The organism is Novosphingobium sp. MD-1 (assembly GCF_001014975.1).
GTDB lineage: Bacteria > Pseudomonadota > Alphaproteobacteria > Sphingomonadales > Sphingomonadaceae > Novosphingobium.
Map to the genome: position 1 here is coordinate 83,343 of NZ_BBXA01000031.1, position 23,558 is coordinate 106,900.

Here is a 23,558-nt window from a genome sequence, read left to right on the forward strand (position 1 = left end):
GTTTGGCGCCATGCTCCCATCCCCCTTGTTCGGAAGGACTCCTTCGGTGCCACAATCCGACCTTCTTCTCATCAACGCCAAGGTAACGACGCTTGATCGTGCCAATCCGGTTGCGGAGGCCATCGCGATCCGGGATGGCCGGTTTCTGGTGGTGGGGAGCGAAGCGGAAGTCCGCGCCGCGGTCCTGCCCGATGCGCGGGTCATCGACGCCGGGGGCCGCCGCGTCATTCCGGGGCTGATCGACAGCCACATGCACATCATCCGCGGTGGCCTGAACTTCAACATGGAACTGCGCTGGGACGGCGTGCCTTCGCTGGCCGAGGCGATGGCCATGCTGAAGCAGCAGGTCGATCGCACCCCCGCGCCGCAATGGGTGCGCGTGGTCGGCGGGTTCACCGAGCACCAGTTCGCCGAGAAGCGCTTGCCGACGATCGCCGAGCTCAACGCCGTCGCGCCCGATACGCCGGTGTTCATCCTGCACCTCTACGACCGCGCCCTGCTCAACGCCGCCGCGCTGCGCGTGGTGGGCTATACCAAGGACACGCCCAATCCGCCCGGTGGCGAGATCGTGCGCGACGCCGCCGGCAACCCGACCGGCCTGCTGCTGGCCCAGCCCAACGCCACGATCCTCTATTCGACGCTGGCCAAGGGACCCAAACTTCCCGAGGACTATCAGATCAATTCCACCCGTCACTTCATGCGCGATGTGAACAGTCTGGGCGTGACCGGCGTGATCGATGCCGGCGGCGGCTTCCAGAACTATCCCGACGACTACCGGATCATCGAGAAGCTGCACCAGGACGGCGAACTGACCGTGCGCATCAGCTACAACCTGTTCACGCAGAAGCCGAAGGAGGAACTCGCCGACTTCAGCGGATGGGTGAAGCAGGTCAGCCCCGGCCAGGGCGACGACAGCTACCGCCACAACGGCGCGGGCGAGATGCTGGTCTATTCCGCGGCCGACTTCGAGGACTTCCGCGTCGCCCGGCCCGACATGCCGCCCAGCATGGAAGGCGATCTCGAACCGGTGATCCGCCTGCTGGCCGAACACCGCTGGCCCTGGCGCCTCCACGCCACCTACGACCAGACCATCGGCCGCGCGCTCGATGTGTACGAGAAGGTCCATCGCGATATCCCGCTGACCGGGATCAACTGGTTCTTCGACCATGCCGAGACGATCAGCGACCGCAATATCGACCGCATCGCCGCGCTTGGCGGCGGCATCGCCGTGCAGCACCGCATGGCCTATCAGGGCGAATACTTCGTCGAACGCTATGGCGCCAGGGCGGCCGAGCGCACCCCGCCGATCACGAAGATGATCGCCGCGGGCATCCCGGTGGGCGCGGGCACGGATGCCACGCGCGTCGCCAGCTACAACCCGTGGGTGTCGCTGTCCTGGCTGGTCACCGGGCGCACGGTGGGCGGGCTCACGCTCTATCCCGGCGCCAATCGTGTCAGCCGGGAAAAGGCTCTGGCGATGTGGACCTACGAGAATACGTGGTTTTCCAACGAAGTGGGGAAGAAAGGTCAGATCAAGGCGGAGCAGCTTGCCGATCTGGCGGTGCTGTCGGACGATTACTTCAGCGTGCCCGAGCACGCGATCGTCCACATCCGCTCGGTCCTGACGCTGCTGGGCGGCAAGGTCGTCCATGGCGAGGGCGATTATGCGCCGCTCGCCCCGGCCCTGCCGCGGCCGATGCCCGACTGGTCGCCGGTGGCGACCTTCGGCGGCTACCACAAGACGCCCGAGGCACGCGCCAGGCTCGCCTCGGCCTGCGGCTGCCACTCCGCCTGCGGCGTCCATGGCCACGATCACGCCGCCGCGCTGGGCGCGTCCGTGCCGGCGGCCGACGTGCAGACCTTCTGGGGCGCGCTCGGCTGCGGCTGCTGGGCGGTCTGATCCCGGGAATACAGGAGAAATCACATGAGGAAGCTTGCCTATCTTGCTGCTGTCAGCCTGGTTCTGTCCACGCCGGCAGCGTTCGCGCGCGATGCCGCCGGCGCCGACTACGCCGTGGGGCCGCAGTACGACACGACCCATGTCTACGTGCCCGAAGACGCCTTCGACACGTTCGTCGCCAGCTTCGTCGCCACCTTCGGCGGCAGCACCAGCAAGCAGGGCGAATTCCAGGTCACGCCCACCAAGAGCCTGACCAAGTCGCAGCTTGCGCTGACCCCCGCCGGCACGGTGTCCGCCTTCGGCTTCAAGACGCCGATCCCCTACCCCTTCGGCGACGAGCGCACCGGCTATCTGGTCACCGACATGGACGCCGCCATCGCTTCCGCGGTGAAGCATGGCGCGGTGCGCCGGCTCGATGCCTTCCCCGATCCGATCGGGCGCGACGTGGTGATCCAGTGGCCGGGCGGCGTGAACATGCAGCTCTACTGGCACACCGCCAAGCCGAGCTACGCGCCGCTCGCCACCGTGCCTGAGAACCGCATCTACCTGACGGCCGATGCCGCCGACCGCTTCATCGCGAGCTGGACCGGCTTCGCGCACGGCCGGGTCACGGCGGACAATCGCGCCGCGTCGGGGGCCGAGGTGGGCCAGCCCGGCAAGACGATCCGCCGCGTCGCCATCGACAGCGGCTATGGCCGGATGGTGGTGTTCGTCACCGACGGGCAGCTTCCCTGGCCCTATGGCCGCGACATGACCGGCTACGAGACGGCGGATCTGGCCGCCACGCTGACGCGGGCCAAGGCCGCCGGTGTCGAGACGCTGGTTGCCCCGTTCACCGCCAACGCCCGCCAGAGCGCGATCGTGCGCTTCCCCGGCGGCTATATCGCGGAAATCCACGCCGCGGCGGCGCAGTGACATGGCCGCCGATGCTCCGCCGCGCTTCGTGAACCGGTTGCTTGGCTGGGCGCCAACGTGGTTCACCGCCCGCCTGCTGCTGGTCAGCGCCTACCTTCTGGGCGGCGTGACCAAGCTGGCGGACTGGCCGGGCGCGGTGGCCGAGCAGGCGCATTTTGGGTTACATCCCGCTGGTTTATGGGCCGCTCTTACCATTCTTGTAGAGATCATCGGTCCGCTGCTGATCCTTGCCGGCCGCCTCGTCTGGCTGGGCGCCGGCATGCTCGGCGTGTTCACGGTACTGGCCGCGATGGTGGCCAACGCCTTCTGGACCCTGCCCGCCGGCGCGGACCGGTTCATGGCGACCAACGCCTTCTTCGAGCACCTCGGGCTGGCAGGCGGCTTCGTGCTGGTGGCGCTGGTGGCGCGACAGGCGCGGTGACATGGCGCGGTGACATGGCGCGCCGCGTCCTCCTCGCGCTGCTGCTCGCCGTGCTGTCCTTGCTACGGCCCGCCCCAGCGGCCGCCCAGACCGCCGAAGCCTGGCAGGCGCCCACGCTGAGCATCACGCGCTATGACGAGGACTGGTCGGACCTGGCCGACGCGGCAAAGCGCGCCCACCACTGGACCGGCCCCTTCAAATACATCCCGCTGGGCGATGATGCCTGGCTGTCCACGGGCATCGAGGTGCGCCTGCGCAACGAGAACAACCGCAACGCGCTGTGGGGCGGCGCGCAGGCGCCCGACGACAGCTTCCTGTGGGTGCGCGCGCTGCCCTATGCCGATCTCCATGCCGGGCCGGTGCGCCTGTTCGCCCAGCCCATCGTCGCCTATGCCGCCGGCGTCGCTCCCGCCCCCGGGCCGGTCGACCGCACCGGGATCGATCTGCTGCAAGGCTTCGCCGAAGTCGATGCGGGCCCCGTCACGCTGCGCGCCGGACGCCAGATGCTCTCGCTCGGCACCGAACGGCTCGTCGGCACGCGCTATGGCCCGAACGTGCCGCTGGCCTTCGATGGCGTGCGCGCCATCGTTACCCACGGACAGGCCCAGCTCAGCCTGCTGGCGGTGAAGCCGGTGCTCTCGCGCCCCGGCAACTTCGACGATCGCACGTCCCCCGCCAAGGCGCTGTGGGGCGCTTACGCCACGGTGCCGGGCGTCGACCTCTACTATCTCGGCTATTACAACCGCGATGCCCGCTTCGGCGCCGCGCAGGGCCGCGAGCGGCGCCACACGATCGGCGCGCGGCTCCACGGCGCGCGCGCCGACTGGCACTGGAACGTCGAGGGCGTCTACCAGTTCGGCGATTTTGCGGGGCAGCCGATCGCCGCCTGGACGCTGGGCAGCGAAGTGGGCCGCGCCGTGCCGCTGGGCCGCCTCTCGCCCGACGTGACCGTGCGCTTCAACGTGGTCAGCGGCGACCGCAATCCGCGCGATAATCATCTCGGCACGTTCAACGCCCTGTTCCCCAAGGGCAAGTACTTCGGCGAGCTTTCTCCCGTGGGGCCGACCAACATCGTCAGCCTCAACCCCCGGATCAGCACGCCGCTGGGCAAGGGCTGGTCCGCCAGCATCGCCGCCATGGCCTATTGGCGCTACACGGCCGGCGATGGCGTCTATGACATTCCCGGCAACCTGATCCGCGCGCCCGGCACCAGCCACGCCCGCTTCATCGGCAAGGAAGCCGAAGCCACGCTCGCATGGCAAACCACCGCCGAACTGGAACTGTCCGCCTCCCTCTCCGTCTTCTCACCAGGAACTTTCATCCGCCAAACCGGACCCGCTCACAGCATCACCATGATCGGCTTCGAAAGCAATTTCCGCTTTTAGTCCGCCACCGGAACGCCCGGCTTCCATCCGGATGCTTTGGACCGGCGCGATGGGGCTGCCGCCACGCTAGGGCATTTCCCCGGCGGAATCGCCCCAGCCGATCACCCGTTGTTCCTGCATGCCAAGCCCTTCAATGCCCAGCGTCATCACGTCGCCCGGCTTGAGAAAGACCGGCGGCTTATGCCCGAAGCCGACACCCGCCGGTGTCCCGGTTGCGATAAAATCGCCAGCCTCGAGCGCGTAGAAGCGCGACAGGTAGCTTACGATCTGGCGTACTCCGAAGACCAGATTGCCGGTGCTGCCGTTCTGAAACCGATGCCCGTTGACTTCAAGCCAGATGGGCAGGCCGCTGGCGTCGCCCAGCTCGTCGCGGGTGACAAGCCAGGGGCCGATCGGCGCGAAGCCCGGAAAGCTCTTGCCCTTGGTCCACTGACCGCTGTGATCCATCTGGTAGGACCGTTCCGTGAGATCGTTGAACAGGCAGTAGCCGGCGACGTGATCGAGCGCGTCCGCCTCATCGATGTACAACCCGCCTCGCCCGATAACGATGGCGAGTTCGACCTCCCAGTCCCCTTTCTCCGCAGCCATCGGCAGCCGGACCGGATCGTCGGGGCCTGACGGCGCGCAGCCTTTCATGAAAACGGTTGGTTCGCTGGGCAGTGGGAGCCCGACTTCGGCGGCATGATCGGTGTAGTTGAGCCCCACGCAGATGATCTTGCCCGGCCGGCCGATCGCGGGACCATAGCGTACGGGCTGCGCGATGACCGGGAGCGAAGCCGTGTCGATCGCGGCGAGAGCCGCCAGCCCTTCCGGCAAAAGGACGTCGCCCGCAAGATCGGCGACATGACCGGAAAGGTCTCTTAGCCGCCCTTCGCTATCGATCACCGCGGGCCGTTCGCGGCCTGCTTCTCCAACTCGGGCCAGTTTCATCCACACTTCCTTTCGATGCCGGGCGCTTCTTTCGCCGCCGGACGCGGCCGAGGTATTGGCGGATTGAGCGATTGCTTGGACATTCTTCGCGGTGAACGTGAAACAGGAGCCGCCAGCGTGCTTCGCTGCCGTGTATGCGCGCTTCCGCGTTGGCCTTGAAGGCGAGCCGGCGGTCTTTGGTCAGAAACTGCCAAAAGGGCGCAATCCGGGCCAATCGCAAGACACCATGGTCAAGCAATACCGCAGGAGGACCGGGGCGGGATTGGCCTGCCGCCGATTCTGGAACCCGAAATGATCGCACAGACAAGCCATACCTTGCGGGCAAACGGCATTCGGCAAAACTACATCGATGCCGGCGACGGCCCGCCGGTGGTGCTCCTGCACGGTTTTCCAGAAACGAATTTCGCCTGGCGGTTCCAGATTCCCGTTCTTGGCGAGCTCCATCGCGTGATCGCGCCGGATCTTCGGGGCTATGGCGAGACCGACAAGCCGGCTGCCGGATATGACAAGCGGACCATGGCCCGCGATCTCGCGGCGCTGCTCGACACGCTGGGCATCGGGAAAATCGCGTTGGTTGGCCACGATCGGGGCGCGCGGGTGGCAACGCGTTTTGCCAAGGACTATCCCGAACGCGTCGACCGTCTCGTGGTGATGGACAATGTGCCGACCCGCATCGTCGCGCGCGAGATCAACGCCGAAATTGCCAAGGCCTATTGGTTCTTTCTGTTCCACCTCATTCCGGACCTTCCGGAAACGCTGATCGCCGGCAAGGAAGAACAGTGGCTCCGCTGGTTCTTTTCGGACTGGGCCTATGACCCCTCGGCAATCTCGGGCGATGCCTTCGATACTTACGTGCGTGCCTACCGCGCGCCGGGCGCCGTGCGCGGCGCCATGGCGGACTATCGGGCCAACGCCGAGGATGTCGCACAGGACCTTGTCGACGCCGACGTCAAGATCGCCTGTCCCACGCTTGCACTATGGGGCGCGGATTTCGGGGCGGTCGGCAAGATGTTCGACATGCCGAAAGTCTGGGCGGAGATGGCCGACAATCTCCGCGCGGTGCCGATCGAGCGCTGCGGCCATCTGCCGCACGAGGAGCGGCCGGAAGCGGTGAATGCGCTCCTCCTTGAATTTCTCCAGGGCTGGCAAGGCTGAGCCATGGCCAGGATCGATCCCGTGCCGTCCGCCGTCTCTCCGCCAGCAGCCGCGGCACCGGACTTGATCGCCGAACTCGGAGCGATCGTTGGAAGCCGGTATATCCTGACCGGCGAGCGGGAGACCCGGCGTTACCGCACCGGCTTCCGCTTCGGCGGCGGCAAGGCGCTTGCCGTGGTCCGGCCCGGCAGCCTTGTGGAGCTCTGGCGCGCGGTGAATGCCTGTGCGCGAGCACGCACGATCATGATCGTCCAGGCAGCGAATACCGGCCTGACCGGCGGCTCGACGCCGGACGGCGACCGCTATGACCGCGATGTGGTCATCATCAGTACGACGCGGCTCGACGGCATCCAGCTCGTCCGCGACGGCAAGCAGGTCATTTGCCTTCCAGGTTCACGCCTGTTCGAGCTCGAGGACATCGTGGCTGGGATCGGCCGCGAACCGCATTCGCGGATCGGCTCGTCCTGCATCGGCGCGTCCGTGCTCGGCGGCATCTGCAACAACTCCGGCGGCGCGCTGATCCACCGTGGCCCCGCCTATACGCAGATGGCGCTCTACGCCCGGATCGAAGCGGACGGCTCGGTGCGACTGGTCAATCACCTCGGCGTGAGCCTTGGCGTCGAGCCCGAGGCCATGCTGGCACGGCTGGATGCCGGCGAGATTGCGGAGAGCGATATCGTCGACGACGCGACCCGCGTCTGCTCCGATCGGCATTACCAGGATCATGTCCGCGAAGTGGATGCGGACACGCCGGCGCGCTTCAACAACGATCCCCGGCACCATTTTGAAGCGTCGGGCAGCGGAGGCCATGTGGTCGTGTTCGCGGTGCGGCTCGATACCTTTCCGAAGGAAGAGGCCATCGCCGATTTCTATATCGGCACCAACGATCCCGCGGAGCTGACGGCGATCCGGCGCGTGATCCTGAAGAGCTTCACCTCGCTTCCGATCCAGGGGGAGTATATCCATCGCTCGGCGTTCAGGCTGACCGCATCGTATGGAAAGGATACGTTCCTTGCGATCCGGTATCTCGGCGCCAAATACCTCCCGGGCCTGTTCGCGCTGAAGGCGCGGTTCGACGCGTTCTGCGCCAGACTGCCCTGGGCGCCCCACGATCTCTCCGACCGGATCATGCAGACGGTCGCGACGCTTTTTCCTCAGCATCTTCCGGAACGGATGCGCGATTTCGACAACCGGTTCGAGCATCACCTCATCCTGAAAATGGGCGGCCGCGGTATCGAGGAGGCCCGCACCCTGCTCGCCCAGGCGTTCCCCACCGCCCAAGGCGCCTATTTCGAATGCACGAAGGACGAGGGCGATCGCGCCTTCCTGCATCGTTTCGCGGTGGCCGGCGCTTCCATCCGGTATCGCGCGCTCCATCGGGACACAATCACCGATATCGTCGCGCTCGATGTCGCGTTGCGCCGGAACGACGACGAATGGGACGAACACCTCCCTGCCGAACTCGCGAAGCAGATCGTGGGGGTGAGCTATTGCGGGCATTTCTTCTGCCACGTCTTCCACCGCGACTATCTGGTGAAGCAGGGGCACGATCCGGTGGCGTTCGAACAGGCGATGCTGGCGTTGCTCGATGCACGCGGTGCAGAATATCCCGCCGAGCACAATGTCGGGCACCTCTATCCCGCAAAAGCGGCGCTCGCGCGGCATTACCGGGAGCTTGATCCGACAAACAGCCTGAATCCCGGCACGGGCCATCTCTCGCGCAACGCGGATTGGGCCTGACGCAGCCCGTCCAGCCGGGACCCAAACCGCAGGATAACGCAAAAGTGCGCGGAATAGGACAATATGCAAGCCGCGACCGCCGTTAGGTTCCGGGGACATCTCAATCAGGAGTGCCTCCACGATGACCGCATCCCGCACGCAAGAGCCAACCGTTGTCCTCGTGCATGGCGCATGGGCCGATGGTTCCAGCTGGCAGCGCGTGATTCCGATCTTGCTCGACAAGGGGCTGTCTGTCGTTGCCGTGCAGAACCCGACCAGTTCACTCTCCGATGACGTCGCGGCCACGACGCTCGCACTCAACGCGATTTCGGGGCCGGTCGTGCTTGTCGGCCACAGCTGGGGCGGTGCGGTAATCACGCAGGCCGGCACCGATCCCAAGGTGAAGGCGCTGGTATTTGTGGCGGCCTTCGCCCCCGCGGCGGGTGAAACCGTTGGCGAACTGGTCGGAAAATACCCGAATCCACCCGCGCTTGCCAAAATCACCGATGATGGAAACGGAAACCTGAAGCTCAGCGCAGCCGGATGGATCGAGGACGTAGGCCACGACCTCCCCGAGACCGAGGCGCGTGTACTGGCAGTGCTCCAGCCCCCGCTGCCGGCCGCCACGTTCGGCGAGAAGGTCACGCAGGCAGCGTGGGAAACGCGGCCGAACCGGTACATCGTATCCGGCGACGATCGCGTGGTCAGCGTTGATCTGCAACGCGAATTTGCTGACCGGATGAGAGCGATCTCGTCGGAACTGCGGGCCGGCCACCTTTCCCTGCTGTCGCAACCCCAGGCGGTTGCCGATGTGATCATTCAAGCTGTCGAGCAAGTCGCACAGGCGGAAAATCCCGGCATGGCGTGATGGTGGTGGCTAGCCGGACCTGTACCCCGCACCAGGCACAAGGCACGGGAGCGAACCAGCCAATCTGCCGTTCGCTCCCGTAAAGACTCAGGCTCGTCTGGCGCGGTTGTTCAGTTGCAGGACGGACGCAGCCGCCGCCAGCGCGATCCCAAGCGCGCAAACGGCCGGCCAGCCACCGGTGGTCCAGCCCACCGCCGCTGCCGCAGCGCCGCCGGCGCCGCCGAGGAACATCAGGCCCATGAAAATGGTGTTGAGGCGGGCACGCGCTTCGGGGCGCAATGCGAACACGATATGCTGGTTGGATACGAGCACGCTCTGCACGGCAAAATCCAGCAGGATACATCCGGCCACAAGCCCGATGATCGACGGCCACAGACCGAAGATCGTCCAGGCGGCGACCGTCAGCAGCGTGCCGGCAAGGATGACCTTGCGGGGGCCACGCTTGTCCGCAAAACGACCGGCAATCGGCGCCGCCAGGATACCCACCGCGCCCACGATACCGAACAGCCCGGCAACGTCTGCTCCGAGACCGAAGCGCGGCTCTTGCAGCCGCAGCGCGAGGATCGACCAGAACGCGGTGAACGCGGCGAAGAGCAGACCCTGCGTGACGGCGGCAAGACGCAGTTCCCCGAATTCGCGCCAGAGGTGAATCAACGAAACGATAAGGCTGCCATAGCTGTGGTCGGTATCGGGATGGCTGCGCGGCAGCGCAAAAGCCATCAGGCCGCCGGCGCCGAGTGCGAGGGGGATGCCTAACCAGAACATCTCGCGCCAGCCGGCATGGGCGCCGACAAAACCTGACAACGTGCGGCTGAGAAGAATGCCGCAAAGCACGCCGGACATAACCAGACCAACGGTGGCGCTTCGCTTTTCCGGCGCGGACAGGTGCGCGGCAAACGGAACGATCTGCTGGGCGACCGTCGAGGCCACACCCAGCACGAGCGATGCCAGGAGAAGCAGCGGAGCGGAAGGCGCCATCGCCGCGCCGGCGAGGGCAAGACCGAGCACGATGAACTGGATCACGATCAGGCGTCGGCGTTCCACCAGATCGCCGAGCGGAACCAGGGCAAAGAGACCGAAGGCATAGCCAAGCTGGGTCGCTGTCGGGACGAGACCCACCAGCCCCCCGGCAAAGTTCTTCTCCATGATCCCGAGCATCGGCTGGTTGTAGTAGATGTTGGCGACGGCCAGACCGGCCGCGATCGCCATGGCGAAGGTCAGCCCCCGTCCGATTGACGCCGGCGCGGCGTCAGCCCTTCCCTGCACAATGGTGCCGCCCATAAAAAATCCTCACGAAAGCGTGCGCAGCGACGGCAGGTTGGATAAATCTGCGCCAACTGGACGATTGACTTGCGGCGGATATAGAGTTGCAGCATTTCTAGCTGTAGTGTTTCATTCGGTTAAGCCAGCATAACGGAAAATGTGGTAATGGAATTGTCCGACCTGGCGGTGTTCGTCGAGGCCGTGCGGGCTGGCAGCCTGGCCGCCGCCGGCCGCCGGCTGGGCATCAATGCGATGGCCGCGTCGCGCCGGCTCGCCGCGCTCGAGACCGAACTGGGCATTCGCCTGGTCCACAGGACAACCCGATCGCTTTCGCCAACCGCAGAAGGAGAGACGTTCCTCCCGCATGCGCAGGCGATGCTGGATGAGCAGGCAAGCGCCCTCGCGGCGCTACGACCGAGCACATCCGGTGTCTCGGGCCAACTCCGGGTGACGGTTTCCGCCGCTTTCGGACGCAAGGTTGTCGCGCCGATGATCGCTCCGTTCATGCGCGACAACCCCGAACTGCAGGTTGACCTGCTTCTGACGGACGATCAGGTCGATATCGTCGCGCAGGGCATCGATGTGGCGATCCGGATCGCCAAGCTCCGGGACAATCACCTCGTTGCGCGCCGTCTCGCGGACAATCCGCGCCGGCTTGTCGCCTCGCCCGCCTATCTGCGTGCCGCGGGGACGCCCGGCGTGCTGGCCGCCCTGCCCGACCATGCGTGCCTGCCGGCATCGGGTACTTCGCACTGGGTCTTCAACCGCAACGGAAAGACGGTGCGCCAAAGGGTGACGGGCAGATTTACGGCAAGCTCGGTCGAGGCGCTGCATCAGGCTTGCCTGGGCGGCCTGGGCATCGCCAATCTTTCGGCCTGGGACGTGGAGGACGATCTGGGCAGCGGTCGTCTAAGGGAAATCCGGCTTGCGGATGCGGAGCCGGAACCCCTGGCGATCTGGGCGGTCTATCCCACAGCACGCATGGTGCCCGCCAAGGTTCGCGCGTTCGTGGACGCGCTCGAGCAGATCCTGCGCCGTTCCCCTCATCAGGCTGCCGATGGCCAGAGTGCCTAACCGTTTTCGCCCGAGCGACCGAGGGATGCGCAAACCACGGACAACGCCAGAGCAAGGTCACGCGAATGTCGGCGCGGCCTAAAGCTCGATGATGCCGCGGCGCGCGGCGATGGTGACGGCATGGGTGCGATCGGCGGCACCGAGCTTGGAATAGATAACCTTCATGTATCCCTTGATCGTGTCCTCCGAGAGCCCCAGGCGCACCGCGATCTGGCGATTGGAGTTTCCTGCGGCGGCGAGAGTGAGAACCTCTGCTTCCCGCCGTGAAAGCATATCCTCGGTTACATGCAGCGCTATGCCGGTCGCCACCTCGGAGGAGAGATACTTGCCGCCAGCATGAACGCTTCTGATCGTATCCATCAGTTCCTTGCGCATGCTGCTTTTCAACAGATAGCCTGCCGCGCCGGCACGAAGGGCGCGCATGGCCTGGGCGTCTCCGGCATACGTGGTTAGGACGACGATCCGCGATGACGGATGGCTCTTTCTCAGCGCCTCGATCGCGGCGACGCCGCCCATGCCCGGCATCTGAAGATCCATGAGCACGATATCCGGCCGGTGCGCTTCATAGAGAACAAGCGCCTGCTCGCCGGTTTCGGCCTCGGCGACGATATCGAGATCGGCCTGCGTTGCGATAACCGCGCAAACGCCCTCCCGCAGCAGCGGATGGTCGTCGACGATCATTATGCGGATTTTGTCGGACTTGACCATTTCCGTGCGCTTTCCGTGTCTTCGATTCGGCGAGGCTCGCCCTACTGTCCCAGATCGATGGCGGCGCTATACGAAACTATCGAAGCCGTGCTCGCCTGCGCCTTGCCGGTTGCCAAGGATGCCGATCAGGCGCCGAAGCCGGGGCTGGTCATATACGCTGCTTTAGAAATGGTCACGCCGGACGTAAAGGGTGGTGCCGATGACGGAGTTGGGCCATCGCGGTTGCTTCCCCGCTCACGATCTTTCGCCGCTAGTTCGGGAGGAGCCATCCCGCAGGCCCCGTTTCCGGAACCAGTCCCACTGCGTTTGATAAGCGACCCGTGCGGGCACGCGCAGGTGGACCTGGGTTCCGTTTTCTCCATTGGCGGTGAACCGCAGCTTTCCGCCGATGCGGCCTGCCCGCTCCCACATGCCCTGCAAGCCGTAATGGCCACGACGCCCGCCCGACGCGAGGATGGCGGGAGCGATGCCGACGCCGTTGTCACCGACGAAAATGTCAAGCGCGAGCACCCGGTACCGCAGTTCGACCGCGATATGGGTGGCCTTTGCATGCTGCTCGGCATTGGCGATCGCTTCGCCGACGATCGCGAGGATTTCATCGGCCACCGGCGCGCATATGGGGCGCCGATAGCCACTGATGCGCAGCTCGGCGCGATCTTCGGCCAGCGCAGCCATGCGGCCTTCAAGACTACCCGGGTCCGATGCCCGCAAATCGAGAACCCGTTCGCGACTTGCTATCATGAGGTCATCGCCGCGCTCCAGCGCCCGCTCCAGCATGCCGCGCGCGGCCGTGTTTGACGGCGTGATCTCCGCCACTGCCTGGAAGCGCATCATGAGACCTTGCAGCCCTTGCAGCAGTGTGTCGTGAAGCTCCCGCGCGATGCGCTCCCGCTCCTCTACCTGGACCTCAACGCGGCGCCGGGTCCGGTCTGCGGCGGCGCGGGAACGCCAGCGCACGAGCACGATCACGAACAAGAACAACGCCGTCACCAACAGCGCCCGAAACCACCATGTCTGATAGAAATAAGGCTTGATGTAGAAGTCGAGTGCCGCCCCTTGCTCGTTCCACACGCCATCGCCGTTCGCCGCGATTACCTGAAAACGGTATGTGCCCGGGGCGAGGTTGCCGTAATTGGCCTGCCGCCGCTCACCGGCGTCGACCCATTCCTGGTCGAAGCCGACAAGGCGATAGCGGAACTTGTTTGCCGCTGGATCGGTGAAGCTCAGGGCGGTGTAATCGATCGTGATCCGATCGGTCCCCGGGGGAAGAGACTGGCTCGTGCCGTCGGCACCGCTTTCCAGCGCGATGACACGATCGTCCGCGACCATGTTGCGAATGACCACGGGCGGCGGGATCGAGTTGTGGACAAGCTTGCGTGGATCGATCCACGCCAGACCGCGGTTCGTCGCCAGCCACAACAGACCGTCGCGATCCTCGACGATATCGTTCATGTCGTACCAGTTGGACCGCGCACGCAACCCCTGGTCGCGGCCATAGACGAAGGCCGTAAGGCGTTGGGCCGGATTGAGAAAGGCGGCGTCGAGATCGGCGGAACGCACTTTTGCGATGCCTTGGCCGGTAATCAGCCAGGTCGATCCATCGGCGCGTGGCAGGATGCCGGTGACGTTGGCCAGAAAGGGATGCGCCCGATCGTCGATCGTGGCGAACCGGGCGCCGTCATATCGGGCAAGGCCATGCTCTCCCCCGATCAGCATCCCGCCGGGAATCGGCACGACGGTCTTGATGAAACCGACCGGGATGTTCCGCCCCTGCCAGATTTTCGATATGCGCCCCTGCCGGCGTACCGTGAGCGCGCTCAACGCCTGATAGGACAGGATATCGCTCCCTCCCAGGTTCCGCATGAGCATCGCATGACCGAGCGCTTCCGTGCTGTCCGCGACCTCGCTGACCTTTCCCGCATGCAAGCGATACGTACCGTAGGCCGATATGAGCCAGTCACCATTGCCTTCGGATACGCAGGCCGTGGGCGTCGCTCCCTCCGGCGCGAAGAGCGTTCTGGATATGCCATGCCGCGAAATCAGCATCAGGCCTTTCGAGCTGACGACAAGAACATTGCCTTCATGGTCGCTGCATATGTTGAAGATGATGCCCCAGTTGGGCGCCACCATTTCTGTGCGGATCGGATTTCCGTGGATGCGGTACAGCCCTTTGGGCGTGCCGAACAGAAAGGTGCCTTCGCGCCCGATCGGGACAAATCCGGTATTCGTCGTCGGGAAGCTGGACACGAGGTGGACGTCGATTGCCGAAAACCGGTCAAGCCCGTTCGGGCTGCCGACCCAGACGTTGCCTTCGCGATCCTGGAAGGGAGCCAATGACAGCGGACCGAGCACGTCCCGGAGGACTTGCACGGTCGGCCTCGATGCGTCTCCGCGCTCCAGGCGTTGCAACGTTTCGGGTAGCAACCGGATGATTCCCCGCTCCTGCCCCGTCACCCAGAGCCGGCCATCGCGGTCGAACAGCAGTCTGCGCCCAATGTACCCCGTCGTTCCGGGGGTGAGCCTCATGGCGCCTCCCCGGCCGTCAAGACGCCGCAGGCTGTCGTTGTCGATGATCCAGATGTTTCCGGATCTGTCCTTGCCCAAACCAACGGAGACACCTCCGCGGGCGTTCAGCCGGACAAAGCGGCCCGCCGCGGGATCAAAGCGGTGGATCGAGTCGCTCAGCGCGATGATGATAGTGCCATCGCGGTCGGCGATCATATCCTGGGTGTGCTCGTCTGGAAGATCCACGCCCGAGTTGAACACATGCCACTTGCCTGCCTTGTAGTATCGCAGGCGCTGGCTGTTCGAACTTTCGGAGGCGACCCAGATCGCCCCGTCCGAACTTTGCACGATCGCGACCACCGAGCCCCGCGGCGTTCCTTCATTGCGCCCCTGCAGCCTGCCATGCCGATAGACCGCCACGCCGCCGTAGTCATAGCCGACCCACAGGTCACCGTCGCGGGCGGTCAGCAAGGCGGTAACCTGCAACGATCGCGCGGGATCGCCTTCCTGCGCTTCGATATGCTCGAACCGGACTCCGTCGAAGCGATACAGGCCGGTTGCCGTGCCCAGCCAGATGAAACCGTCAGGGGTCTGCGCGATGGCAACGACATTGGCGGGAGCGCCTTCGGCGATCGACCATTTCACATGCCGCATCTCGGTGGTCGGCACGGTAAAATCGAGCGCCTGTCCGGCGCGGGGGGCGACGATCATCATCCCGAACAGCAAGGCCAAGAAGGCCAGCCGATAACGGCTTGCAAGCAGATCAAACACCGGGCGCAAAGAGATCATCGGCGACAATATCCCGCTCCCCTGCCAATCACCAACTCTATCTTGCAGCGAACGACATTGGGCACGCAACGAACACCGCGCGGCAGCCGGGATGCGTCGATCAACGAGGTGGGCTCATCCGCACTTTGGCAGCCTGCTTTCCAAGCCCAAAGATCGCGGGATTGAGCGCCGAAGACAGCAACAGGCCGATGCCGATGCTGACGGTCAACACGAGCGCGGAGATCAGCGCGGCGGCGCTGGCCGCCAGCAAGGCGGCGGGAGCGGCAGGCCCTGCGAGCATGATATCCAGTGCGCCGATCAGCCCGCGAAAGGCATAGGAGCCCGGCACCATCGCGACAACACTGGGAAAGGCCAGCGCCGAAGAGGGGGTGCCAAGCCGGCGCCCGACCAGCCGTGCGAGGACACCGGCAAGAGTGGCGCCAGCCAGGGTCGCGATGGCGATGTCGCTGCCCAGCATCATCAGCGCCGTGCGCAATCCATGGGCGAGAGCGCCGGTCAGCATAATCGTCGGAACCGCCCCGCGCGGTGCGCCGAACAGGATCGCGAAGCCGAAAGCGGCGATGCTGGAGAACAGCAGGTCCCATGCCAGCCCGAGATTCGGCGTGTTCAGCGTGACCGGAAGATGCACGCCCACCGCCAGACTCGTGGCGGCCAGCCCCGCGGCTATCGCGATAACGGTGATGGCGCCATTGGCGATCCGGGCCAGCCCGATCGCGGCGTGCCCCTGCATCAGATCGCGCACGCCGTTGATCAGGGGAACTCCCGGGACCAGAATCATGCCTGCCGCAACCAGAGCGAGCGTAGGGTCCGCGCCACTCGGGCGCGACGCGAGCACAGCGGTCATGCCACTAATGGTCGCCGTTATTCCCGCTGCGGCGGCAGGCCCGACACGTAACCGGGGTAACACGCGCCGCAGCACGGTACTGACTGCGCCGGCAAGGAAAGCCGCGCCGACGACCGGCAAGGTGGCGCTAAAAAGGCGGGCGAGCGCCGCCGCCGTGCCTGCCACCGCCAGTATCGTCAGCCACCCCGGATAAGCGGGCCGGGCTTTGGCGATCACGCTAAGGCGGGCAGCGGCCGCTTCGAGTTCCAGCGTGCCCGCTTCAATCGCGGTCGCGACCTCCTCCAGCGCGACGAGGCGACCGGCGTCAATCCCCATCACGCCCAACGCGTGGCCAATGCGGGTACGATAGACTTGATCGTTTCCCAACATCAGCAGCAGGCGTTCGCTGCCGAGAAACAACTCGGCTGCGAAATCCTGCCGTTCGGCAAGCGCCTCGACGCGCCGGCGGACATGCTCGCTGTCCGCTCCTGCTTCCAGCAGCAGGCGCGCGAGGAGCAACAACACGTGGGCGGCAGCATCGAGGCGGTTTGTGTCAGGCATCGCTATTCAGGCCAGCCCATATGCGGATGCGGCATACCATTGGAGCGTCTCATTCAGGCGCCCGCCAAGCCGTGGCCGACCATGTCGAGCGGGCGGATGGTGTTGTCGAAAAGCGCTGCGTCCACCTTGCCGGAAGCGAGCGCGGCTGCGCGCAGCGTGGTGCCGTCGGCGATCGCCTTTTCGGCGATATGCGCGGCATTCTGGTATCCGATCACCGGCGACAGCGCGGTGACCAGCATCACGCTGCCCTCGACGTAGGACTGGATCTTGTCGCGCAGGATTTCGGTCCCCTCGACCGAGAACTCCCGGAACCGGTCGCACCCATCGGCGAGGATGTGAATCGAGTGCAATACGTTGTTGATGATCACCGGCCGCATCGCGTTGAGCTCGAAATTCCCCTGGCTGCCGGCGAAGGCGACGGCGCTATCGTTGCCAAGAACCTGGATGGCGATCATGACCATCGCCTCGCACTGGGTAGGGTTGACCTTGCCCGGCATGATCGACGAGCCGGGCTCGTTGTCGGGCAGTTTCAATTCGCCCAAGCCGCAGCGTGGACCGGAGGCGAGCCAGCGCATGTCGTTGGCGATCTTCATCAGCGCGACAGCCAGGCCGCGCAGCCCCGCGGAGGCCCTCACCATCGCGTCAAGCGAACCCTGCGCGGTGAACTTGTTGGGCGCCGTGATGAACGGCTTTCCCGTAAGCGCGGCGATCGTCGCCGCGACCTCCTGGGAGAAGCCGGCCGGCGCGTTGAGCCCGGTGCCGACCGCTGTACCGCCCACCGCCAGTTCATAAAGCCCGGCGCGGCTTTCCTCGATCGCGGCGATGCAGGCGCGAATCTGCCCGGCCCAGCCGTGCCATTCCTGGCCGACTGTCAGCGGTACCGCGTCTTCCAGATGGGTGCGGCCGATCTTGACAATGTCGATCCAGCCATCGGCCTTGCGCTCGATCACCTCGGCCAACCGGGTAACGGCAGGCAGCAGTTCGGCGTCGATCGCGAGGACGGTCGCGATGTGCATCGCGGTGGGGAAGGTGTCGTTGGACGACTGGCCCATATTGACGTCGTCGTTTGGCCCAACCGGATGCTGGCTGCCGAGCGTGCCGCCGAGCAACTGGATTGCCCGGTTCGACAGCACCTCGTTGACGTTCATGTTCGACTGGGTGCCGGAACCGGTCTGCCACACGTAAAGCGGGAAATGCTCGTCGAGTTTGCCGGCGATCGCCTCGTCCGCCGCCTGTACGATCGCGTCGCGTTTCCAGTCAGGCAGGCGGCCGGCGGCTGAATTCACCAGCGCACAGGCTTTTTTTACATAGCCGTAGGCGTGGTATACGTCCTTGGGCATGCGGTCGCCGCCAATGTTGAAGTGGTGAAGAGAACGTTCCGTCTGCGCGCCCCAATAGCGATCGGCAACGACGCTGACCGTACCCATGCTGTCGAATTCCTCGCGCATACCGCTGGCGTTGATGCCAATCGCAATCGCCTGGACGGTTGGTATCTCGGTCAATGCAACGCTCCCTTCTTGGCGGCGAATTGCGTGAGTGTTCTGCGGCAGGCTCGCGATCTCCGTCATGGGATCCGCCCTTGAGCCCAGACTGCCCGCAAAACGATCGAGCCGCCAAGCTACCGGCGTCGCCCCCGATCCATCTTGTCGAATTGCGCTGATTTTTGGACGGGTAGTCCTCGCTGCAAAGCCCGTCCGCGTGGTCTTGGGACTTGTTGCAAAGGCGTGATCAGCCGATCACACTCGGCAACTAATGGATAAATGATCCCATTGGCATCCATCCTGTGCAAGCCTGACGGCCGGAAGTGCGGCTATCCATCGGATCGCTTCGCCGCTGAATAATCGAGTTTTCGCAGGCGCTTGCCGAATACCCTGAGGCTGGCGCATCAATCCCGGTAGGTTACGGAGAATACCGTCATGTCCAAACAGACGATCGCAGATCTGGTCGCGGCCACGCTCGCCGACGCCGGCGTCGAGAGAATTTGGGGGGTCACGGGAGACAGCCTCAACGGATTGAACGAAAGCCTTCGACGGCTGGGCACGATTCAATGGATGATGACGCGCCACGAGGAGGTGGCCGCCTTCGCCGCAGGCGCCGAAGCCGGCCTTACCGGCAAGCTGGGCGTTTGTGCAGGGTCGTGCGGGCCGGGCAATCTCCACCTCATCAACGGGCTGTTCGACTGCCATCGCAACCATGTGCCCGTGCTGGCGATCGCGGCGCATATCCCGTCGTCGGAGATAGGCCTGGGCTATTTTCAGGAAACGCATCCGCAAGAGCTGTTCCGAGAGTGCAGCCACTTCGTGGAGCTCGTCAGCAACCCCAAGCAAATGCCGGAGGTGCTTCACCGCGCCATGCGGGCCGCGATCGGAAAGCAAGGCGTCGCTGTCGTGGTGATCCCGGGCGACGTCGCGCTCGCGGAGGCACCCGCCGGGGCCGCGACCGTCTTCCCGGCGCTACGGCCCCCACGGTTGCTTCCGCATCCGTCGGATATCGACCAGCTCGTCGCGCTGCTCGACGAATCGCGAGCAACCGCGCTGCTGTGCGGCAGCGGCTGCGCCGGTGCTCATGACGAAGTCGTCGCGCTGGCAGACAGGCTCGGTGCCCCGGTCGTTCATGCGCTGCGCGGCAAGGAGCATGTCGAATGGGACAACCCTTTCGATGTCGGCATGACCGGTCTGATCGGTTTTTCGTCGGGCTATCACGTCATGGAAAACTGCGACACGCTGCTCATGCTCGGCACCGATTTTCCCTACCGCAACTTCTATCCCGAAAGCGCCAGGATCATCCAGATCGATCGGGACCCCTCGCAACTGGGCAAGCGGGCTCCCCTTGCCTTGGGGATCGTAGGCGATGTCGGTGAAACGGTCCGCCAGTTGTTGCCGCGGTTGGAGCGTCGTGAAGATAGAACGTTCCTGACCCGGTCGCTGGAACACTATGCCAGCGCTCGCAAGGGGCTCGATAGCCTCGCCACCCCTGACAAGCCCGGCCGTCCGGTCCACCCGCAATACATCGCCAAGCTGGTCAGCGATCTCGCGGCCGACGATGCGATCATCACGGCCGACGTCGGGACGCCCACCGTATGGGCCGCGCGGTATCTCAAGATGACGGGGAAGCGGCGCCTGCTCTTTTCGGGCAATCACGGCTCGATGGCCAACGCCCTGCCCCAGGCGATGGGGGCGCAGGCCGCCTTCCCCGATCGGCAGGTCATTTCTCTCTCGGGAGACGGCGGGTTCGCCATGTCGATGGGCGATTTTCTGAGCCTCGCGCAACTCGGTCTGCCCGTGAAGGTCATCGTGTTCGACAACAGCCTGCTGGGCTTTGTCGCGATGGAACAAAAAGCGGGCGGATTCCTTGACGTGAACGTACAGCTGCACAACCCGGACTTTGCCGCGATCGCCGAGGCGTGCGGTGTCCTGGGCCTGCGCGTCGAGGATTCCGACGCGCTCGAGCCCGCCCTGCGCCGTGCCCTGGCGCACCCCGGGCCGGCTTTGGTCGATGTGCGAACCGCTCCCCAGGAACTGGCGATGCCGCCCGCGATAAAACTCGAGCAGGCAAAGGGCTTCAGCCTTTATATGCTCAAAGCGATCATCAGCGGTCGCGGCGACGAGATCATCGAGCTTGCCCGGACCAATCTGCGCTAGTCGATGACAGGGCGACAGTATCAGGAGTCCGTTTCAGCCCCGAATCCCGCAGCGAGGATTTCCGCCCGGCAAGGCCCGAAGCCGATCGGCACGAAGCCATCGGCCCGGGCCTTGCCGCCGAAGGCGATCTCGTCGCCGTCGATCAGGAACGAACGCTCCTCGCCGCCCAGCAGCGTGATCGGCGCTTTGCCGCCACGCGTGATTTCCATGAGGCTGCCGAGGCCCGATGCTGCCGGCGATCGGGTCGCTGCCCATCAGGATCGATGGCCGGGTCATCGGCGCTATCGGTGCGAGCGGTGCGCCGTCCGCGGTGGATGTGGCGGTGATCACTGCGGTTATCGAAGCCGTGGTCAGCCCCATCGGCAGCTGAGGACGACCGAATATGCGTCTCCTCGCTTACCAGGACAGCACGGGTCGCGCGCTCGGCGTGTCGACCGACGGGCTCAGCTTCCACCCGATCGCGGCGCTGGCGCCCGATCTGCCGACCGACATCGAAGCATTGCTTGGTCTCGACGGCGCGCTTGATCGGCTGGCCCGACTGCTCGCGGCAGCCGGTCCTGGCCGCCCGTTGAAGGACGTCACGCTCCTTCCTTTTCTCGGTCGCTCCAATGCTTTCTGGGCGCTCGCACTCAACTTCAAGACGCATATCGCCGAAACGGGTCTCACCACGTCGCTCGACTATCCGCATCTCTTCCTGCGCACGGCTGCCTCCTATGTCGGAAGTGGCGAGCCGATCCTCGCCCAGCCGGAAAACATCGCGAAAGCCTTCGACTACGAGGGCGAACTGGGGGTCGTGATCGGCAAGGCCGGCCGGCATATTCCGGTCGAACGCGCGCTCGAACATGTAGCCGGTTATACGATCGTCAACGAAGGGTCGGTCCGCGAATACCAGATGCACAACCGCCAGTTCGGTCTGGGCAAGAATTTCGAGGCATCGGGCAGCTATGGCCCGTGGATGGTGACACCCGACGAGTTCGGCGATCCGACCCGGCACCCCCTCGAGACACGCCTGAACGGCGTGGTTCGCCAGCGTTTCGGTCTGGATGACCTGCTGGTCGGCGTTGCCGAGACAGTTGCCTATCTCTCGCAAGGCTATCGCCTGCGCCCCGGCGACATGATCGCCATGGGCACGCCCGGCGCGCTGCCGCCGTCCGAGGATGATGCGGAAGGACGCGATCTCTCGCGCCAATATGGTCCCTTCCCAACGCCGGGGCTGGTCCACATGCGGCCGGGCGTCAACTCTCACCCCGCTACCGGCACCTCTTCCGGTGGCAACGGCGCCCTGCCCCGGATCACGTCGGCGATCTTTTCCGCGATCATGATCGTGGGGGCGTTGGTGTTGCCGCCGATCAGGGTGGGCATGACCGAGGCGTCGACCACGCGCAGGCCTTCGAGGCCGATGACCTTCAGGTCCTTGTCCACCACGGCGAGCGGATCGGTGGGCAGGCCCATGCGGCAGGTGCCCACGGGGTGATAGATCGTCTCGCCCTTGGCGCGGATGAAGGCGTCGATCTCCTCGTCGGTCTGCACCTGCTCGCCCGGCGCGAACTCCGCGCCCCGGAACGCATCGAGCGCGGGCTGGGCGACCACCGCGCGAGCCATGCGGACGCCTTCGCGCACCGCGCGGCGGTCTTCCTCGGTCGAGAGGAAGTTGGCGAGGATCGCGGGATCGTCATAGGGGTCGGCCGAGGATAGCGAGACGGTGCCCCGGCTTTCCGGCCGCAACTGGCAGACGTGCATGGTAAAGCCATCCTGCTTCACCGCGACCTTGGCATGGTCCTGCATGATCGCGAGCACGAAGTGGAACTGCAGGTCCGGCCGATCGAGGTCCGGGCGGGATTTGAGGAAAGCGCCCGCCTCCAGCCCGTTCTGCCGCCCCGGCCCCTTGCCGGTGAGCAGGTATTGCAGCCCGACCTTGAGCTGCTTCAGGCCCTTCGTGTCGTTGTAGAGCGTGATCGGCTGCGGGCACGTCCAGTTGAGCGTGACGTCAAGGTGATCCTGGAGGTTGCCGCCCACACCCTTGCGCGCATGAACCGGGCGGATGCCGTGGCGGGCCAGCGCATCGGGATCGCCGATGCCCGAAAGGTTGAGGATCTGCGGCGACTGGAACGCCCCGGCGCAGAGCAGCACCTCGCGCGCGGCGTGCGCGGTTTGCACCGGCTTGCCTTTGCCCAGGCTGTATTCCACTCCCGTCGTCCGGCCGTTCTCGATGACGATGCGGTGGGTGCGCGCGCCGGTCACCACCGTCAGGTTGGGGCGCTGGCCGACGATCGGCTGAAGATAGCCGCGCGCCGCGCTCCAGCGCTGGCCATCGCGGATCGTCAATTGATACCGGCCGAAGCCTTCCTGATCGAAGCCGTTGAAATCCGGAGTGATCTTGTGCCCGGCCTCACCCCCGGCGCGGATCACGCCGGCATAGAGCGGATGGTCGGACCGTTCGCCCCAGCTGACCGAAAGCGGCCCGCCTTCGCCATGATACGTCGATGCGCCATCCTCGAAGTTTTCGGCGCGTTTGAAGTAGGGCAGCGTTTCGGCATAGGACCAGCCGTCCAGCCCAAGCTGCCGCCAGTGATCGTAATCGCGCGCGTGGCCGCGAATATAGACCATGCCGTTGATCGCGGACGAACCGCCCAGCCCCTTGCCGCGCGGATGCCACAGGCGCCGGCCGTCCATGAATGGTTCCGGCTCGCTCCAGAAGCCCCAGTTGAACTTGCTCTTCTGCTTGATCAGCGTGCCCACGCCGGCCGGCATCCGTACCAGCACCGAGGTATTGCGCCCGCCCGCTTCGAGCACCAGCACCCGGACGCCGGGATCTTCGCTGAGCCGCGCGGCCAGAACCGATCCCGCGCTGCCCGCGCCGATGATTATGTAATCGTATTCGCCCGAAGCCATGGCACGCCC

At 65.3% G+C, this 23,558-nt stretch carries 18 protein-coding genes and 1 pseudogene; 11 read left to right on the forward strand and 8 right to left on the reverse strand.

The window, feature by feature from the left end:
- The first annotated feature begins 10 nt into the window (after positions 1-10).
- From NMD1_RS16305 to NMD1_RS16320, 4 genes are read left to right on the forward strand one after another with little or no spacing between them, the layout of a single operon-like run.
- Complete coding sequence (locus NMD1_RS16305) at positions 11-1,900, forward strand: amidohydrolase (protein ID WP_125955586.1); 1,890 nt, start codon at positions 11-13, stop codon at positions 1,898-1,900.
- A gap of 24 nt (positions 1,901-1,924) precedes the next feature.
- Positions 1,925-2,815 (forward strand): glyoxalase, encoded by an 891-nt coding sequence (locus NMD1_RS16310; protein WP_125955588.1) that lies wholly within the window; start codon positions 1,925-1,927, stop codon positions 2,813-2,815.
- A gap of 1 nt (position 2,816) precedes the next feature.
- Complete coding sequence (locus NMD1_RS16315; protein ID WP_125955590.1) at positions 2,817-3,236, forward strand: DoxX family protein; 420 nt, start codon at positions 2,817-2,819, stop codon at positions 3,234-3,236.
- A gap of 14 nt (positions 3,237-3,250) precedes the next feature.
- The gene (locus NMD1_RS16320) at positions 3,251-4,621 is read left to right on the forward strand and encodes an alginate export family protein (RefSeq protein ID WP_125955592.1); all 1,371 of its coding nucleotides are present in this window, start codon (positions 3,251-3,253) and stop codon (positions 4,619-4,621) included.
- Positions 4,622-4,687: 66 nt separating this feature from the next.
- Here NMD1_RS16320 and NMD1_RS16325 read toward each other — a convergent pair whose 3' ends face one another.
- Positions 4,688-5,551: a fumarylacetoacetate hydrolase family protein gene (locus NMD1_RS16325; protein ID WP_125955594.1), complete on the reverse strand. Its 864-nt coding sequence runs from the start codon at positions 5,549-5,551 to the stop codon at positions 4,688-4,690.
- A 291-nt stretch (positions 5,552-5,842) separates the two neighbouring features.
- Between NMD1_RS16325 and NMD1_RS16330 the strand changes: the two genes are divergently transcribed.
- The 3 genes from NMD1_RS16330 to NMD1_RS16340 all read left to right on the forward strand — a co-directional run bounded on the left by NMD1_RS16330 (position 5,843) and on the right by NMD1_RS16340 (position 9,293).
- Positions 5,843-6,706 carry an alpha/beta fold hydrolase gene (locus NMD1_RS16330; protein ID WP_125955596.1) on the forward strand — a complete coding sequence of 288 codons (864 nt, stop codon included), beginning with the start codon at positions 5,843-5,845 and terminating at the stop codon, positions 6,704-6,706.
- A gap of 3 nt (positions 6,707-6,709) precedes the next feature.
- The gene (gene dld, locus NMD1_RS16335) at positions 6,710-8,446 is read left to right on the forward strand and encodes a D-lactate dehydrogenase (protein WP_125955598.1); all 1,737 of its coding nucleotides are present in this window, start codon (positions 6,710-6,712) and stop codon (positions 8,444-8,446) included.
- 121 nt (positions 8,447-8,567) lie between these two features.
- On the forward strand, positions 8,568-9,293 hold the full coding sequence (locus NMD1_RS16340) for an alpha/beta fold hydrolase (RefSeq protein WP_125955600.1): 726 nt from the start codon (positions 8,568-8,570) through the stop codon (positions 9,291-9,293).
- Positions 9,294-9,380: 87 nt separating this feature from the next.
- On the opposite strand, the gene NMD1_RS16345 is transcribed toward NMD1_RS16340, so the two are convergent.
- Complete coding sequence (locus tag NMD1_RS16345) at positions 9,381-10,574, reverse strand: MFS transporter (RefSeq protein ID WP_125955602.1); 1,194 nt, start codon at positions 10,572-10,574, stop codon at positions 9,381-9,383.
- 147 nt (positions 10,575-10,721) lie between these two features.
- On the opposite strand from NMD1_RS16345, the gene NMD1_RS16350 reads away from it, so the two are divergent.
- The gene (locus NMD1_RS16350) at positions 10,722-11,630 is read left to right on the forward strand and encodes a LysR family transcriptional regulator (protein ID WP_125955604.1); all 909 of its coding nucleotides are present in this window, start codon (positions 10,722-10,724) and stop codon (positions 11,628-11,630) included.
- 78 nt (positions 11,631-11,708) lie between these two features.
- On the opposite strand, the gene NMD1_RS16355 is transcribed toward NMD1_RS16350, so the two are convergent.
- The 4 genes from NMD1_RS16355 to fumC form a co-directional block, all read right to left on the reverse strand.
- The gene (locus NMD1_RS16355) at positions 11,709-12,338 is read right to left on the reverse strand and encodes a response regulator transcription factor (protein WP_125955606.1); all 630 of its coding nucleotides are present in this window, start codon (positions 12,336-12,338) and stop codon (positions 11,709-11,711) included.
- Between the two features lie 234 nt (positions 12,339-12,572).
- Positions 12,573-15,632, reverse strand: coding sequence for a triple tyrosine motif-containing protein (locus NMD1_RS16360; protein WP_125955609.1), 3,060 nt, complete (start codon positions 15,630-15,632; stop codon positions 12,573-12,575).
- A 100-nt stretch (positions 15,633-15,732) separates the two neighbouring features.
- Complete coding sequence (locus NMD1_RS16365; RefSeq protein WP_125955611.1) at positions 15,733-17,016, reverse strand: threonine/serine exporter ThrE family protein; 1,284 nt, start codon at positions 17,014-17,016, stop codon at positions 15,733-15,735.
- Positions 17,017-17,069: 53 nt separating this feature from the next.
- Positions 17,070-18,464 (reverse strand): class II fumarate hydratase, encoded by a 1,395-nt coding sequence (fumC, locus tag NMD1_RS16370; RefSeq protein ID WP_199558153.1) that lies wholly within the window; start codon positions 18,462-18,464, stop codon positions 17,070-17,072.
- 468 nt (positions 18,465-18,932) lie between these two features.
- Here fumC and poxB point away from each other — a divergent pair, with 468 nt between their 5' ends.
- Complete coding sequence (gene poxB, locus NMD1_RS16375) at positions 18,933-20,657, forward strand: ubiquinone-dependent pyruvate dehydrogenase (protein ID WP_125955615.1); 1,725 nt, start codon at positions 18,933-18,935, stop codon at positions 20,655-20,657.
- A 20-nt stretch (positions 20,658-20,677) separates the two neighbouring features.
- On the opposite strand, the gene NMD1_RS16380 is transcribed toward poxB, so the two are convergent.
- Entirely contained in the window at positions 20,678-20,866 is a 189-nt protein-coding gene (locus tag NMD1_RS16380) for a hypothetical protein (RefSeq protein ID WP_307546472.1), read from the reverse strand.
- 17 nt (positions 20,867-20,883) lie between these two features.
- Here NMD1_RS16380 and NMD1_RS16385 point away from each other — a divergent pair, with 17 nt between their 5' ends.
- Together NMD1_RS16385 and NMD1_RS16390 are read left to right on the forward strand one after the other, a co-directional pair.
- Positions 20,884-21,027, forward strand: a complete 144-nt coding sequence (locus NMD1_RS16385; protein WP_233497730.1) for a heme-binding protein — start codon at positions 20,884-20,886, stop codon at positions 21,025-21,027.
- Between the two features lie 12 nt (positions 21,028-21,039).
- A pseudogene (locus NMD1_RS16390) lies at positions 21,040-21,786 on the forward strand (fumarylacetoacetate hydrolase family protein); the annotation flags it as partial.
- Between the two features lie 113 nt (positions 21,787-21,899).
- Here NMD1_RS16390 and NMD1_RS16395 read toward each other — a convergent pair.
- Positions 21,900-23,549, reverse strand: coding sequence for a choline dehydrogenase (locus tag NMD1_RS16395; RefSeq protein WP_125955618.1), 1,650 nt, complete (start codon positions 23,547-23,549; stop codon positions 21,900-21,902).
- Positions 23,550-23,558 lie beyond the last annotated feature (9 nt).